The following is a 14450-nucleotide window of genomic DNA, read 5'->3' as shown; positions in this document are numbered from 1 at the left end:
CAGCGTCATCAGGCGATCTGCGGCCTGCGCGGGGCCGCTTCCAGGTCCTTGTCCAGCAGGCAGTCGATGAAAGCACTGAGAAGGGCGGGTCGATGTTGCCTGTTCGGGTAATACAGGAACAGCCCCGGGCGCGAGATCGACCAGTCCGCCAGCACCTGGATCAACCTGCCCTGCGCCAGGAGCTCACCCACGCCGTCTCGCTCGAAGTGGTAGGCAATGCCGAGCCCATTGAGCGCAGCAGCAACGCCAATGTCGGCGTGATTGGTGACGACGGGGCCGTCCACCGCGACATCAAGTCGTTGCCCCTTTTTCTCGAACTCCCAGTGGTAGTGCCTGCCGTACATCTGCAGCCGCCAGTTGATGCAGGCGTGGCTGTGCAGATCGGCGGGTGTTCTGGGTGTGCCCCGGGCCGCAAGGTAGCCGGGGGACGCCACGGCAACCATGTCCAGGTCGGGTGTGAGGCGTACGGCAATCATGTCCTTCTCAACCCGCCCACCCACGCGGATGCCCGCGTCGAAGCGGCCCACGACGATATCGGCCAGCGCGTCGTCGACCACGATGTCGAGCACCACATCAGGGTACGCCTGATGAAAGCGTGAGAGCCTGGGCGCAATGATGGTTCTCGCGGCAATCCCCAGCGTGTTGATGCGCAGCGTGCCCGTGGTCTGTCCTGCGGCTTCACTGGCTTCTGCCACTGCAGCATCCATTTCCCGGAACAGCGGGGCGATGCGCCCATAGAGCTGCTCGCCACTGGCCGACGGCGCAACACTGCGTGTGGTGCGATTGAGAAGGCGCGTGCCAATCCGGGCTTCGAGCTGTCGGATGGTCTGGCTGAGCGCAGAAGGCGACAGGCCCAGATGCTCGGCCGCCCGGGCAAAGCTCTTGCGTTCGACCACGGCAGCGAAGGCTTTCAGCTCGGCAAATTCGAACCCGCGCATTATGTATTCCTTTCTACACAGCCCATTCGGATTCTAGGATATTCCCTAAATGGACCCCGGCGCGCATCCTCAGGTCTTCATCAACCCCCTGGAGCCATCGACATGAACGCCTTGACCCTTCCCGAACCCATCGCCGCGTACTTTGCGGCCGAACACAACCCCGAGGCCCTGGCGCGTTGCTTCACGGCGCAGGCCGTCATGAAGGACGATGGCCACACGTACACGGGCGTCGATGCCATCAAGGCTTTCATGGCCGAGGCATCTGCCAAGTACAGCGCTACCACCGTGCCGTTCGCGTTGGAGCGTGAGGACGGCTTGCAGGTCATCCGCGCCAAGGTGACGGGCAACTTTCCAGGCAGCCCTATCGCCCTGTCCTACCGCTTTCGCCTTGAACGCGGCCTGATCGCATCGCTGGAGATCAAGGCATGAGCTTCGACCTCCAACTTCAAGGCAAGCGTGCCGTGGTCACGGGCGGCACCAAGGGTTTGGGCGCGGCCCTCGTCCAGAGCCTGCGGGATGCGGGCGTGCAGGTGATGACCACTGCGCGCTCCGCTCCCGACAATCCGCTGGAGGGTGTGGCGTATGTCCAGACCGACTTGACCACTGCAGAGGGCGTGGCACAGCTTGCGCGCGCAGTCACCGAACGCTGGGGCGGCGTGGACATCGTGATCAATTCCCTCGGCGGCTCCAACGCGCCAGCGGGTGGCTTCGCAGCCCTCGATGACGCAATGTGGTTCAGTGAGCTCAACCTGAACCTCATGTCTGCGGTTCGTCTTGACCGGGCACTGCTGCCCGCCATGCTGGCACAGGGCGCAGGCGTCATCCTGCACGTGACCTCGATCCAGCGTGTGCTTCCATTACCGGAGTCGACCACCGCCTACGCCGCGGCCAAAGGGGCCCTTTCGACCTACAGCAAATCCTTGTCGAAGGAGGTCACGCCCAAGGGCGTTCGGGTTCTGCGCGTCTCGCCAGGCTGGATCGAGACCGAGGCTTCGGTGGTGTTCGCCGAGCGAATGGCAGCCCAGGCGGGCACCGACTACGAGGGCGGCAAGAAGATGGTGATGGACTGGCTCGGCGGAATCCCCGTCGGCCGGCCCGCCAGGCCGCAGGAGGTTGCGGACCTGATCACCTTCCTGGTGTCGCCGCGCGCTGCGTCGGTGGCGGGTTCAGAGCATGTGATCGATGGCGGGACGGTTCCTACGGTTTAGTTTGGAACCCTCGACTTGGTCGGCCGGCAAGTCGTTCGAAAGGGGGGCCCCAGTCGAGGCTGATTGGGGCTTTCTTGACCAACAACAGCGGAGGTCGACGCAGATCGGGTCGGAAGTACGCTAGTCCTCTGAAACCGAGAAATCGGCTGTGCGTGAAGGCCTGGCACGGACGCTGCCTAGCCATGCAATGATAGCGGCGCGAGCGTCCAGTCAAGGCGCAGTGTCTGGCGCGCTCGGGCCCAACGGCTCGTTGGGGCGGGCTGGCTGCTCCGTGCTGGGCGGCAGGTCGCCCGGCGGCCGGGGCAGGTTGTCAGGCACTTGGTGCAGGGGGTGGTCTTTGGGGTCGGTGACCATGGTGAGCTCCTGTTGCGCAAGATGCCTTCTTGTAGTGAAAGCATCGCAGTACATTTGGTCGATGCGAACACTTGCCTACCTCCTCCTACTACCATTCGCTCTGTACGGCTGCGGCGGCGGTGACGCCACCGAAGACCATACCATCGGCCCCTTTGTGGGCCGGTGGGAGCTGGTAGGCGGACTGTATCCACCTTGCACCATCGAGATCAGCCCAGCTTCCGATCTGCCAAACACCGGCGTGTTCATCGGCTTTTGCCGGTACAACGATACGCGGAACAACCCGGTCGAGGTCTCGGGTCAGATCGACAGTTCCGGCAAGCTGACCCCCTCAAAAAACCCGGGTAGCCGCTCCCTACAAGGCAGGCTCAAGGACGGAAGCGGATCCGGTTTTTGGGACGAGGGATTCATTGTTTTTCCATGGACCGCCACGAAGCTGTAGTTCCCGGGAAGATCCCGTCGACCAACGAGGGCGCATGGGCGGCCTAACGGATGGCGGCGCTCATGCTGATGGTGTCGAGGGTGCCCCGCTCTTCCCATCCGTTCATGACGTGGGCCCGATAGTGCCCAGGTTCTACCTTCACAATGTGCAGAGATAGAAGCATGGCTAGGGAAAGTCAGGCGCCGCGCTACCGACTTGCCAAGCACGCACCGCCAACCAGTAGCGATGTCGCGTCTTCCCGTGCTTGTGGATCTTGAGGTGGTACTCAATCCGCACTGGCCCGCAGCGCTGGCTGTCCACTTCCACGACCATGACGGGGTCGACCGCACCCCCAGGACTGGGCAGGCTGATATTGCCCGCTGCTACCTCATCGCCGAGCAACAGGGCAAGGCAGCCCTTATCAGGTTCGGTCCACATCAGAACGGTACGTCCGAGGGCGCGATTTCCACGGGCCCAATCCCGTCATAGATCAGCGCGCCCGAAGCAATGATCCGCACCTTGGATCGGCCGCCCAAGTGCTCCGCCTGATAGGCCTCGGCCGAGAACACCAGCGGCGATTCGTCAGGCGGGCCACCATACCAGGTGGGCGTGCGCAGGACGGCAGGCGGTTGAAAAAGATTGGACATGAGGCATCTCAAAACGGGGCGGTTGACTGGACGAGATGCACCGGGCCCGGCCCCAAATACACAGTGCATCTCGTGGAGATTTCTCGAACACGCCAGATGAATTCCCCGGCCTCGATTTCGTAGCTGTCCACTGGCAGCGGCAGCGCTTGCTCAAGCGGCCACCAGATCCGCCCGCGCGGCTTAGCGCGGGGCAAGGGCGGCATGCGCAGCAGAGCCGGCAAGGGCTCACAGATAGAGGGGGGCATAGGGGTCGTCGTCGAGGTGGTCTGCTTCGGGGCTGAAACCTGTGGCGCTAGAGAGGCTCACCTTGTCGAGGAAGGGCAGCGCATCCGCCGGATCTTGCGCAGCCAGCCATGACTGCTTCCAGAGGCTGGGCCTTGCCTTCGTGTTGGTGCGACCGCCCTCCTCTGTACCCACGATATGAAGAACGCCATCCACCCGCGCAAAGCGCGCCCGGAACAATGGCAACATCAGCGCTTTGCCGTTTGGCCTGTCGAGCAGATGCGCCTCCCAGCGCGGGCCATAGTCATCGGCAGGAGTGCGCTTGTAAAGCAGCCAGCCATGCACGGCTTGGCGTAGCGCCGGATCGGAGCCTGCAATGCGGTGACCGCCGGATCTCATCCTGAAAACATACAAAAGCACTGTACGAATTTACAGTGTTTTCCCAGTTTGGGAGTAGTATTCGCACCTTAGGTTGTCTCCTACTGGCGCGCCGCGAGCAGGGGCCTACGATGGGCGCTCCCCTTTCAGGAGTGCGGAATTCCCCGCAGTTCCTGTCAACCATCTGGAGCCGAGATGTGCAACAGGTATGTGTCTGCAGAGGAACTCGATACCGAGCGCGAGTGGAATATTGGCGCCCGCAACCAGCCCAAGCTGTTCGACAAGGTGCTGTTCCCGCGCGGCCAGGGAGCATTCATCCGCCGAGCGCGCGACGATGCCGGGTATTCGCGCGAGCTGGTGGTTGGCCAGTGGGGCCTGATCCCCTGGTTCGCCAAGGAGCCCAAGCTGAAGTACCCGACCAACAACGCACGCAGCGAGGAACTGGCGGACAAGGCCAGCTACAAGCTGCCATGGGCACGCGGGCAGCGCTGCATCATCCCCGCCGCCAACTTCGATGAACCCAACTGGGAGAGCGGCAAGAACGTGTGGTGGCGCTTCGCTCGCTCAGACGGCCACCCCTGGGGCTTGGCAGGCCTGTGGAGCACCTGGACCGACAAGGGCACGGGCGAGGTGCACGAGAGCTACACCATGCTCACCCTGAACGCCGACGCGCACCCGCTGATGTCCCGCATGCACAAACCCGACCCGAAGGTGGGCCCAGCCGAGCAGGACAAGCGTAGCGTGATCCCCATTGAGGCCAGCGACGTGGATGCGTGGCTGGCCGGAACGATGGAGCAGGCACAGGGCCTGCTGCGGTTGGCGCCCGTGGAAGTATTCGCGGCCGGACCCGCCGAGCAGTGAGCCCGCCATGGCCGAACAGATCTTCGCAATCGATGACCCCGCGGGCCTGCTGCTTGAGGACGTGCGCATGCGCGCCATCGCGGCTGCCGAAGCGGTTCTTGAACACTACGGCGTGACGGTTGAGGAATGCGCCGCCATTGGCACCAAGCCATTCAGGGAAGTCGCTCCAGGTGGTGTCCATAACTTCTTCGCTGGCGTGGGGAAGGCCGCCATCACATGGCTGGAGGCATGCGCCGTAGTGCAGGACCTTGGCGGCCCGGGTGTGCGGCTTATCATCGTGGACAGGCAGGCGCCGCTGCCTCACTAGCGGACAAGGGGCAAGAAAAAGCCCGCACGAGGCGGGCTTTTGGACAGCACGTATTTGTCAGTGGCCGATGCTGGGCAGTTCGGCATCCCCTGGCCCCCGTTTTTTGCGTGGGAGGGATGTCGTTACGACCCAAGGGATAGGGTTGCCATAGACGTAAGTCACCCCGTTGGTGCAGCCACCTTTAATAAATCCGTCAGATCGATACGCTGTGAGGCAAACCCCAGCATCGACGGTCGATACATAAATGTTGCCTGATGCGCCATCGAAAGTGCCGAAGAACGGTGAGTTCAATGAACCAGAACAGCCGATTTCTTTGCCGTAAACATCATTTGCGGGATTCAGGTATATCTGCTTGATATTGCAATAGCCGGGGTACGAAATGTAGAGTGGACCCACATCGGCCTGGGCAGCTCCTGCGGCGCAAAGGGCGACGGCCAGGGTCGCGATTTTCTTCAGCATGGTTTCCTCCTCCTACGCAGTCGGGGCGCTGCGCATCGCCAAATTTCGGTGCGGCCTCAATTGCGGCGCCGCGGGCCCCACTTACGACGGCGCGAATCATGGGCCTTCGGTACCAATGGTACACGGTGGTGTATCAATTTGTTTGCACATCTATGGGCGATAGACAGACCAGGAGCGCCGCGCGCAGCAGCTGCACCGCGTTTGCCTCGCGCCGGTCGACTTCAGACAGGGCTCCACGCAGCAGCACCCATGGCGAGCTGCCGGGCAGAAGCAGCTCGGTGGGCATGGCGGGCCGATAGAACGCCTAGATCCTGTCCGAACGCACGGCCGAGTTGGCTGGAAGAACCCGCCACAACAGCGAGCGCACCGAGCTGGAAGCAGCGCCGAAAACAAAAAAGCCACCCGAAGGTGGCTGTTTGCTTTTTCCAAGACTGCTTGTTTGCAGTCTTCTTCAAGATCCCGTCAATCTCTGAAGCTGGTCTCTTCAGAAGGAACCTTGGTAGGCGCGATTGGACTCGAACCAACGACCCCCACCATGTCAAGGTGGTGCTCTAACCAGCTGAGCTACGCGCCTGTGTTGTTCTGTTCAAGACCACGATTATAGCCACAAAAAATGGCCGTCCTGGAAAGTCTCAGCAAAAAATTGCCAAACATCCTCCGGGCGCCCTGCACCACGGCCTCACCTGCGCCGAGCCGAGCGCACCCCTTGCACCCCGGCCACTATCCCCAGCACCTTGTTCAAGCGCCCCGAGTCCGCCACCTCCACGGTGAAAGTCATCCACGCCGTGCCCTTGACCGACTGGGTCTGCACGCCGATGACGTTGGTCTTCTCGCGCGCAAATACTTCGGAGATATCGCGCAGCAGGCCCTGGCGGTCGGCGGCTTCCACGGCCACGTCCACGGGGTAGACGGCGGGCTTGTCCGTGGCCCTGGCCTTGGGCAGGCCCCAGTCCACGTCGATCACGCGCTCGCCGTTCTTGGCGGCCATTTCGCGGAAGTTGCTGCAGTCGGCGCGGTGCACGCTCACGCCCTTGCCGCGCGTGACAAAGCCGCGTATGTCGTCCGGCGGCGCAGGCTTGCAGCACTTGGCCAGTTGAGTCATGAGCGAGTCGATGCCCACCACCAGCACACCGCCCTTGGGGCTGGATGATTCGTTGCCGCGCGGCTTTTTCAGCAGCAGGTAGTCGTCGTCGTTCTGCGGGGGCTCGGCCGGGCGCAGCACGGTCTCTATGTTGCGCAGCGAGAACTCGTCCTTGCCCACCACCTCGAACAAGGCCTCGGCCGACTTGAAGCCCAGCTGCACGGCCAGGTCGTCGAGCTTCACAGCGGTTTTGCCCTCGCGCTGCAGCAGGCGCTCCACGGCCTCGCGGCCGCGGGCCACGGTTTCATGCGTGGCCTGGGCGTTGAACCAGGCGCGCACCTTGGCCTTGGCGCGGTTGCTGGTGAGGTAGCCGAGTTCGGCGTTGAGCCAGTCGCGCGAGGGGCGACCCTCTTTCACGGTGACGATCTCCACCGTCTGGCCGTTCTGCAGCGCGGTGTTCAGCGGCACCATCACGCCGTCGACCTTGGCGCCGCGGCAGCGGTGGCCCAGGCTGGTGTGCACGGTGTAGGCAAAGTCCACCGGGGTGGCGCCCTGGGGCAGGTCGACCACGGCGGCCTCGGGGGTCAGCACGTAGATGCGGTCCTCGAACAGGCCGTTGCTCTTTTGCGCATGGCCGGCCAGGTCGCGCTCCCACGCCAGCAGCTGGCGCAGCACGGCGATCTTGGCGTCGTATTCGCCCGTGGCGGCCACGCCCGCATAGCCCTTGGTGCCCGCCTCCTTGTAGGCCCAGTGCGCGGCCACGCCGTGCTCGGCATGCTCGTGCATGGCCTGGGTGCGGATCTGGATCTCGATGGGCTTGCCGTTGAGGTCGTCGCGCACGATGGTGTGCAGCGACTGATAGCCGTTGGCCTTGGGCTTGGCGATGTAGTCGTCGAACTCTTCGACGATGGGCGCAAAGCGCTGGTGCACCCAGCTCAGGGCGGCGTAGCAATCCTTCACCGTGGGCACCACCACGCGCAGCGCGCGGATGTCGTACACCTGGTCGAAGTTGAGCGACTTGCCGCGCATCTTCTTGACGATGCTGTAGATGTGCTTGGGCCGGCCCTGCACGCTGGCGCTGATGCTGCGCGCACGCAGGTCCGATTCGAGCCGGGCGCGCAACTGCTCCATGTACACCTCGCGCTCGCCGCGCTTCTCATCGAGCAGGCGCGCCACCTCCTTGTAGGTGTCGGGCTCCAGAAAGCGGAAGGACAAATCCTCCAGCTCCCACTTCACCTGCCAGATGCCCAGGCGGTTGGCCAACTGGGCAAACACCTGCAGCGACTCGCGCGCCAGGCTGGGCGACATGGGCAGCTTGGTGGCCGCGTGAAAGCGCAGCGTCTGCAGCCGCGAGGCCAGGCGCAGCATGACCACGCGCAGGTCGCGCGAGAAGGCCAGCAGCATCTTGCGCACGTTCTCGGTCTGCAGGGCCGGGTCGTCCAGCGCCTGGGCGCCGCGCGCCTGCTGCTGCACGCGCACGAGCTTGGTGGTCTCTACCGCCAGCGCGGCAAAGTTGGCGCCAAAGGCCTTGGTGATCACTTCCTCGGGCTTGTTCAGGTGCACGCACGAGTACACGAGGTAGCTGGCGGCCTGCATGGCTTCAGACCCGCCGATGGTCTTGAGGATGGCGGCCACGGCATCGGCGTGGGCCAGCGTGTTCTCGCCAGAATCGAGCGCTTCGCTGGCGATCAACGGCTCGGCAAAGGCGCGTGCGCGCACCAGTGCATTGAGCTGTTCGGGCAGCGTGTGGGCGGTGGCCGCGATCAGCTGGGGCACGGCCTCGGCCGTGTTCAGCGGCGGGCCGGGGGGCGGGGCAAGCGTCTTCATGCGGTGGCGGCACCCTCTCCCGCCAACAGGAAGCCCGCCACGGCGGCCACCTGGTCGGCCGCGACCAGGGTGGGCGCATGGCCCACGCCCGCAAACTCCACCAGCTGTGCGCGCGGGCCGCGCTCGGCCATGGCCTGCGCGGTCTCATGCGACAGCAGGTCCGAATCCGCGCCGCGCAGCAGCAGCGTGCGCGCCGTGATCTGGTCGTACAGCTGCCACAAGAATGCCTCGCCCGCAGCGGCGGCCTCTTGCGTCATGGCCCGAAACGGCACGGCGATGGCGGGGTCGTAGTGCAAGGTAAGCCCGCCCTCGGGCAGGCTGCGCACCATGGCGCGCGACAGCTCCAGCCACTGGGCCGGCGTGTGCGGCCCAAAGCTGGTGGAGACGGCCCAGGTGGCATCGGCCGCCTGCTGCAGCGATTCGAACCGGGCGGCAAACCCGAGGTACTGGCCGATGCGCTGGATCGCCAGCCACTGGATCACCGGGCCCACGTCGTTGAGCACCAGGCGGCGCACCGGCACGGGCAGCGGCAGCCCCGGCTGGCCGATGACGCCCATGCCGATCAGCCCGCCCATGCTGGTGCCCACCCAGTCGAGCGTGGTGATGGGCGCCTGCTGGTGCAACTGCGCCAGCAGGGCCAGCATGTCGGCGCCGTACTGGGGGATCTGGTAGCCCATGGGGTCGGCCAGCCAGTCGCTCTGGCCTCGGCCCACCACGTCGGGGCAGATGACGCGGGCGTGCTGGCTCAGCTCGCGCGCCAGCACGTCGAAATCGCGCCCCTGGCGCGACAGGCCGTGCACGCACACGATGACGTGCGGGTGGGCCGGGTTGCCCGTGGCATTCCACTCCCAATACGCCATGCGGTGCTGCGGACCGGTGACGGGCCGGGCGGCAGCAGGGTCTTGGCCGGCGGGCACCGCTGTGGCCCCGGGGCCGGGGCACAGTACGTAGTTCAGCGTAGGTTCTATCATGGGTGCGAAATCCGGTAGCGGCACTTGATAATGCCTGCGTTCAATCGGCGCCCGCCAGGAGCCCTGGCAAGGCGTTGCCTTCATCGTAATTCATATTCATCTTCACCTTTCATTCGGAGTGACTCACATGCTCAAAGGCAAAACGGCCCTCGTCACTGGCTCCACCAGCGGCATCGGCCTCGGTATTGCAAAAGCCCTCGCCAGCCAGGGCGCCAATATCGTCCTGAACGGTTTCGGTGATGTGGACACCCCCCGCGCCGAAGTGCTGGCCGCCGGCAAGGCAGCCGGCGCCCAGGTGGCCTACCACGGCGCCGACATGAGCCGCGTGGCCGACATCGAAGACATGATGAAGTACGCCGCCAGCCAGTTCGGCCGTGTGGACATCCTGGTCAATAACGCCGGCATCCAGCACGTGGCCAATGTGGAGGACTTCCCCGTCGAGAAGTGGGACGCCATCATCGCCATCAACCTGAGCAGCGCCTTCCACGCATCGCGCCTGGCCCTGCCCGCCATGAAGGCCGCCAACTGGGGCCGCATCATCAACCTGGCGTCCGTCCACGGCCTGGTCGGCTCGGCGCAAAAATCCGCCTACGTGGCCGCCAAGCACGGCATCGTCGGCCTGACCAAGGTGACCGCGCTGGAGAACGCCACCACCGGCGTCACCTGCAACGCCATCTGCCCCGGCTGGGTGCTGACCCCCCTGGTGCAAAAACAGGTGGACGCCAAGGCCGCCGAACACGGCCTGTCGAACGAAGACGCCAAGAAGCTGCTGCTGGGCGAAAAAGAGCCCTCGATGCAGTTCACCACGCCTGAAGAGCTGGGCGAACTGGCCGTGTTCTTCTGCTCTGCCGCCGCCAACAATGTGCGCGGCGTGGCGTGGAACATGGATGGGGGTTGGGCGGCGCAGTAAGGGGGCCTGCCCTACCCTCGGCACCGCCCCGCCCCCGGCACATAGAGCTGTGTACGCCGCCAGGGCGCGGCAAAGCATGCAGGAGACCGTCTCGTTCGACTGCTTGCCGAGAGCTCAGACGAGCAGCAGTGTGAAGTGCGGTGGCTGCTGTTGCTCCCACTCCAGTGTGCCGCCCAGGTACTTCTATCGCGGCTGCCGGGTTAGCGTTGAACGATGCACTCCGTTACTTGGCGTCATGTCTTGGACGGTGCCGCAGCCGCAGAGCCACAGGGCCGACTGGACACATTGTCCACCGACGCTCCACGCGCCCTGTCTATCATCGTCCATGGACCGCCCCACCCCTTCCATGGACCGATGACCGTGACGACTGCCAAAGAAGACAGCCCCTCCCCAGCGCCTGGATGCGCAGCGCACGCAAGACCTGCTCCGTGCGTTGCAAGAGCTATCGCACGCCCATGGCCTGGGCATCGACACTGCCGCCCTGGCCGCAGCCCGGCAGCCGCTGGCGCCGCAAGACGACCAGTACCCTGAGGCCTGCCTGCACCTGCAGGCCTTGTTCCCCCGGGGCGCCGCGGCCCACACGCAAGAATGGCCCGGCTACGAACGCGGCTGCGCATCAGGCACAGCAAGTCGGAAGTGAAGATGCGGCTGCCCCTGCCCGCGCCATTCGACGCCTGGTGGGCACAGGCCAAACAGAACGCTGCCGCCCGGTAACCTGGAATCGCGCTGGTTACGGAGGCGGGCGCGGGCACATGCCTTGCCCGCCCTGGTTGCCATCCACCCACCCTCCAGCTTTTTTTGCACCCCACCAGGCCCGTACGCCCATGATGGAACTCCCGCTCCAATTCGACTGCCTCTTTGATGACCCGACACAGGCCAGCGCCTTTGCCGCCCTGCTGAACGACAGGCCCCAGGAGCTGATGGAGCACCTGCACCGCCACTGCCCCGAGGCCGAAGACGACGAGTGGACCTATGTGGAAAGCGGCCCGGCCGACGCGCAGGGCCTGCGGGTCATGAGCGACCTGGTCCTGCACGCCTATGAACACAGGGTGTGGCGCACGATGGGCGCAGGCCTGGCCGCGCTGGGCGCCCGCCGGGCCAAGCTTATGCGCAAGACACTGGAATCCGCGCACCCCACAGGCATCGTGCACCTGGTGGATGGCACAGCCGTGACGCCCTGCATGCACGCGCTGGCCGGGCGGCGTGGCGAGCCCCTGGTGGCAGCACTGTGGGACGACGACGTGGCGCGATTGCAGGCCCTGCTGTCCTCAGGTGCGGCCACACCTGGCGAGGCACTTTGCCTGGCCGCGTTGCGGGGTGCACCCCACGCGCTGGCCGCATTGCTGGCCCTGCACGGCCCCCTGGTGAACCAGCCGGACGCCGGCGGCAACACCCCGCTGGTGAACGCGCTGCTGGGCGGGCAAGTGGACGCGATGCGGCAGTTGCTGGCGGCCGGCGCGGACGTGAATGCCACCGTGCACCTGACACCCGCGCTGCAGGAACTTGCGGCGATGGAAGATGCGATCCAAGAGCCCGGGGACCTCTGGTCCCAACGGGCGCTCTACCGCTACGTGGTGGAGCACGCCCTGGTGGCCGAGGGCTACTCGGCCACTGAATGGGCGCTGGCGCAGGGCCAACCCGAGGCTGCCCACCTGCTGCTGGACCATGCCCCGGCGCTGTGCTGGGCCGAGGGAGAGGACGAGGCATCCACCCTGGGCACCTGCATCGATGGCGGCACACCGGAGTTGCTGCAGAGGCTGCTGCTACGAGCGGTGGCAGAGGGCCGCACCGAGCCGGCCCACGAGAACTGGCTGGACCACGCGGTATACCTGCGGCGCTTCGCGATGATCGACCTGCTGCTGGCCCATGGCTGCGACATCGACCGCCCCAATGAGGCCGGCGAAACGCCGCTGCACACGGCCGCCATGACGCACTTCGCCCTGCAGTCGAACCAGGGCATCGAGTTCCTGCTCTCGCGCGGAGCGCAGGTGGACAGCGTGGATTCCGAAGGCAAGACGCCGCTCATGTGCGCCATGCGCTACATCTACGAGTGGAACAGCGCACGCATGCAAGGCCTGCACTGGCTGCTGCTCGCTGGCGCCAGCACCAAGGCCCGGGACCACGAAGGGCATTCGGTGGCCTGGCACGCCAAGGAGGAGGGAATACCCCTCAAGGAGGTGCTGGCCCTGTCCAGGCAGATGCGGGCGCAGGAGCGTGCCGCGCAGCGAGGGGAAGGCTGACCGAGAAACCGTTGCGCAGGGCCCGCAAGGACCGCCGAGCCTCGCGCATCCCGCCTGCACTACGCGATCAAACCACCACTTCGGGCAGTTGCGTGCAGTGCTCGAAGAAGGCCTGCAGCTCGGTGACCTTGTCGAACACCGCATCCGCCCCCAGGGCAAGGCAGCGTTCGCGCATCTCGGGTGTGGCGTAGTTGGATAGCACCAGCACATGCTGGTCCGACGAGCGCGGCCCCACGGCCTGCAGCACGTCCAGACCCGAGCCCTGGCCCAGGTGCAGGTCTACCACCAGCAGGTGCCACTTGCCGCGCCAGCGCGCCAGCGCCTGCCCGGCGCCCGTCGACGTTTTTGCAATGGCGACCACCTGCGCGTTGGCAGTTTCTTCCAGCGCCGGGACCAGGGTGTCGCAAATGGGTTTGTTGTCTTCTACAAGAATGGTGACGAGAGGCATCTTCAATGGGGGATGCAGCGCCTGGCAGAGGCGCTGAACATACATCAGGTTGGGGTAGCAGGTGCCGCCATCGCCCTGTGGCGGGTGCGGCAGGGCCGAGTCAGGAGCGCAAGCGCTGCCGGGCCGTGGGGCTTACCAAGAGCGGCTAACAAAACTCAGCGAAGCGGTTCTGGCTAGGCGCTGCGTCGCAGGCAGTACGGTAGTACGACAAGACGCAGCAACGACGCCAGAAGAGTTTTGTTAGCCGCTCTAAGCGGAGGTCAGGCCCGCAGAGGAAAGGTCAGCGGAGCCTCCATCGCAATCTCTTCAACGCGCACGTCCATCAGCGTGATTTCGAGCGGGCCGTAGTACGACAGGAACGCGACATCTGCCGCATCCCTGCCATAGGCTACCACGATGCGCCCGCCCCTTGCATGGGCCTGGGTTCCGTCGAACGCATACCACCGGTCCCCCACAAAGGCCTCGAACCAGGCGTGCATGTCCATGGGGTCGAGCGCGTGCAGGTAGCCCACCACGTACCGCGCCGGGATGTCCAGGGCCCGGCACAGGCCGATGGCCACGTGCGAGAAATCGCGGCACACGCCGGCGCCATCGTTCAGGGTGTCCAGCGCATCGGTGGTGCCGCTGCTGACGTTGTAGCGGTACTCCAGGTTGTGGTGCACCCAGCTACGGATGGCCTCGACCTGGCCATAGCCCGGTGAGGCATCGCCCACGATCTCGCGCGCCTTGTCCTGCATCTTGTCGGACGGGCAGTAGCGGCTTTGCAGCAGGTACTTGAGCGCCTCGAAGGGCAGCGCTTCCACCGGCACGGCGGCGGCGCTGGCGTCCACCGCGATGTCGGTGTCGGTGATCATGATCATGTCGACCTCGATGCGCATCTGCCCCTGTGGAATCTTGAGCCGCTGGCACAGGTTGCCATGGTCGTCCACATACTCCGTCATCGGCACCACGGGCGTCAGCTCGTAGCGCTCCTGCACCATCCACTGCGCATCGCCGCTTCTTGGGCGAAGCACCGCCACCACGGCACAGTCCGCGTCGGCGGACAGTGTCATGTGGCAGGTGGCGTGCAGCTTGACGAAGGTTTTGTTCATCCAGGGAGTCTAGGGGCTGTCACCGGGTGCGACGGCCGACAATGCCCCTAAAAAGCGCTCGATCCGGCACCGCGTCGCATGGCGGATCCC

The 14450-nt window shown here is 65.1% G+C and carries 18 protein-coding genes and 1 tRNA gene; 8 read left to right on the top strand and 11 right to left on the bottom strand.

The window, feature by feature from the left end; translation table 11 throughout:
- Positions 1–8: 8 nt before the first annotated feature.
- Positions 9–938, bottom strand: coding sequence for a LysR family transcriptional regulator (locus tag ACSQ3Y_RS13385; RefSeq protein WP_436177609.1), 930 nt, complete (start codon positions 936–938; stop codon positions 9–11).
- A 102-nt stretch (positions 939–1040) separates the two neighbouring features.
- On the opposite strand from ACSQ3Y_RS13385, the gene ACSQ3Y_RS13380 reads away from it, so the two are divergent.
- Together ACSQ3Y_RS13380 and ACSQ3Y_RS13375 are read left to right on the top strand one after the other, a co-directional pair.
- Positions 1041–1367, top strand: a complete 327-nt coding sequence (locus ACSQ3Y_RS13380; protein WP_436177608.1) for a nuclear transport factor 2 family protein — start codon at positions 1041–1043, stop codon at positions 1365–1367.
- Entirely contained in the window at positions 1364–2146 is a 783-nt protein-coding gene (locus ACSQ3Y_RS13375) for an SDR family oxidoreductase (protein ID WP_436177607.1), read from the top strand. The genes ACSQ3Y_RS13380 and ACSQ3Y_RS13375 overlap by 4 nt, the downstream gene beginning before the upstream one ends.
- Positions 2147–2356: 210 nt before the next feature.
- On the opposite strand, the gene ACSQ3Y_RS13370 is transcribed toward ACSQ3Y_RS13375, so the two are convergent.
- Positions 2357–2500 carry a hypothetical protein gene (locus ACSQ3Y_RS13370; protein WP_157421835.1) on the bottom strand — a complete coding sequence of 48 codons (144 nt, stop codon included), beginning with the start codon at positions 2498–2500 and terminating at the stop codon, positions 2357–2359.
- 61 nt (positions 2501–2561) lie between these two features.
- Here ACSQ3Y_RS13370 and ACSQ3Y_RS13365 point away from each other — a divergent pair, with 61 nt between their 5' ends.
- Complete coding sequence (locus ACSQ3Y_RS13365; protein WP_157421834.1) at positions 2562–2939, top strand: hypothetical protein; 378 nt, start codon at positions 2562–2564, stop codon at positions 2937–2939.
- Positions 2940–3355: 416 nt separating this feature from the next.
- On the opposite strand, the gene ACSQ3Y_RS13360 is transcribed toward ACSQ3Y_RS13365, so the two are convergent.
- Positions 3356–3565: a hypothetical protein gene (locus ACSQ3Y_RS13360; protein ID WP_057264448.1), complete on the bottom strand. Its 210-nt coding sequence runs from the start codon at positions 3563–3565 to the stop codon at positions 3356–3358.
- 225 nt (positions 3566–3790) lie between these two features.
- A complete protein-coding gene (locus tag ACSQ3Y_RS13355; RefSeq protein WP_436177606.1) occupies positions 3791–4186 on the bottom strand; it encodes a hypothetical protein in 396 nt (131 codons plus the stop codon).
- A 174-nt stretch (positions 4187–4360) separates the two neighbouring features.
- Here ACSQ3Y_RS13355 and ACSQ3Y_RS13350 point away from each other — a divergent pair, with 174 nt between their 5' ends.
- Positions 4361–5026: an SOS response-associated peptidase gene (locus ACSQ3Y_RS13350; protein WP_436177605.1), complete on the top strand. Its 666-nt coding sequence runs from the start codon at positions 4361–4363 to the stop codon at positions 5024–5026.
- A 7-nt stretch (positions 5027–5033) separates the two neighbouring features.
- Entirely contained in the window at positions 5034–5333 is a 300-nt protein-coding gene (locus ACSQ3Y_RS13345; RefSeq protein ID WP_436177604.1) for a hypothetical protein, read from the top strand.
- A gap of 57 nt (positions 5334–5390) precedes the next feature.
- Here ACSQ3Y_RS13345 and ACSQ3Y_RS13340 read toward each other — a convergent pair whose 3' ends face one another.
- The 5 genes from ACSQ3Y_RS13340 to ACSQ3Y_RS13320 all read right to left on the bottom strand — a co-directional run bounded on the left by ACSQ3Y_RS13340 (position 5391) and on the right by ACSQ3Y_RS13320 (position 9671).
- Entirely contained in the window at positions 5391–5792 is a 402-nt protein-coding gene (locus tag ACSQ3Y_RS13340) for a hypothetical protein (RefSeq protein ID WP_179679573.1), read from the bottom strand.
- Positions 5793–5925: 133 nt separating this feature from the next.
- Complete coding sequence (locus ACSQ3Y_RS13335) at positions 5926–6078, bottom strand: hypothetical protein (RefSeq protein WP_436177603.1); 153 nt, start codon at positions 6076–6078, stop codon at positions 5926–5928.
- Positions 6079–6289: 211 nt separating this feature from the next.
- Positions 6290–6366 (bottom strand) — tRNA-Val (locus ACSQ3Y_RS13330).
- A 105-nt stretch (positions 6367–6471) separates the two neighbouring features.
- On the bottom strand, positions 6472–8700 hold the full coding sequence (locus ACSQ3Y_RS13325) for a RelA/SpoT family protein (RefSeq protein ID WP_436177602.1): 2229 nt from the start codon (positions 8698–8700) through the stop codon (positions 6472–6474).
- Positions 8697–9671 (bottom strand): alpha/beta fold hydrolase, encoded by a 975-nt coding sequence (locus tag ACSQ3Y_RS13320; RefSeq protein ID WP_057264545.1) that lies wholly within the window; start codon positions 9669–9671, stop codon positions 8697–8699. Before ACSQ3Y_RS13320 ends, ACSQ3Y_RS13325 begins: the two co-directional genes overlap by 4 nt.
- A 127-nt stretch (positions 9672–9798) precedes the next feature.
- Between ACSQ3Y_RS13320 and ACSQ3Y_RS13315 the strand changes: the two genes are divergently transcribed.
- From ACSQ3Y_RS13315 to ACSQ3Y_RS13305, 3 genes are all read left to right on the top strand, one after another.
- Positions 9799–10581 carry a 3-hydroxybutyrate dehydrogenase gene (locus ACSQ3Y_RS13315; protein WP_436177601.1) on the top strand — a complete coding sequence of 261 codons (783 nt, stop codon included), beginning with the start codon at positions 9799–9801 and terminating at the stop codon, positions 10579–10581.
- Between the two features lie 433 nt (positions 10582–11014).
- Positions 11015–11221 carry a hypothetical protein gene (locus ACSQ3Y_RS13310; protein WP_436177600.1) on the top strand — a complete coding sequence of 69 codons (207 nt, stop codon included), beginning with the start codon at positions 11015–11017 and terminating at the stop codon, positions 11219–11221.
- 184 nt (positions 11222–11405) lie between these two features.
- Entirely contained in the window at positions 11406–12821 is a 1416-nt protein-coding gene (locus tag ACSQ3Y_RS13305; RefSeq protein WP_436177599.1) for an ankyrin repeat domain-containing protein, read from the top strand.
- Between the two features lie 67 nt (positions 12822–12888).
- On the opposite strand, the gene ACSQ3Y_RS13300 is transcribed toward ACSQ3Y_RS13305, so the two are convergent.
- Together ACSQ3Y_RS13300 and ACSQ3Y_RS13295 are read right to left on the bottom strand one after the other, a co-directional pair.
- Positions 12889–13269, bottom strand: a complete 381-nt coding sequence (locus ACSQ3Y_RS13300) for a response regulator (protein ID WP_057264543.1) — start codon at positions 13267–13269, stop codon at positions 12889–12891.
- A 260-nt stretch (positions 13270–13529) separates the two neighbouring features.
- Entirely contained in the window at positions 13530–14360 is an 831-nt protein-coding gene (locus ACSQ3Y_RS13295) for a transglutaminase-like domain-containing protein (protein WP_057206531.1), read from the bottom strand.
- Positions 14361–14450 lie beyond the last annotated feature (90 nt).

The organism is Acidovorax sp. LjRoot66, assembly GCF_964253305.1.
Taxonomy (GTDB): Bacteria; Pseudomonadota; Gammaproteobacteria; order Burkholderiales; family Burkholderiaceae_C; genus Acidovorax.
This window is presented reverse-complemented; position numbering and strand designations above follow the sequence as displayed.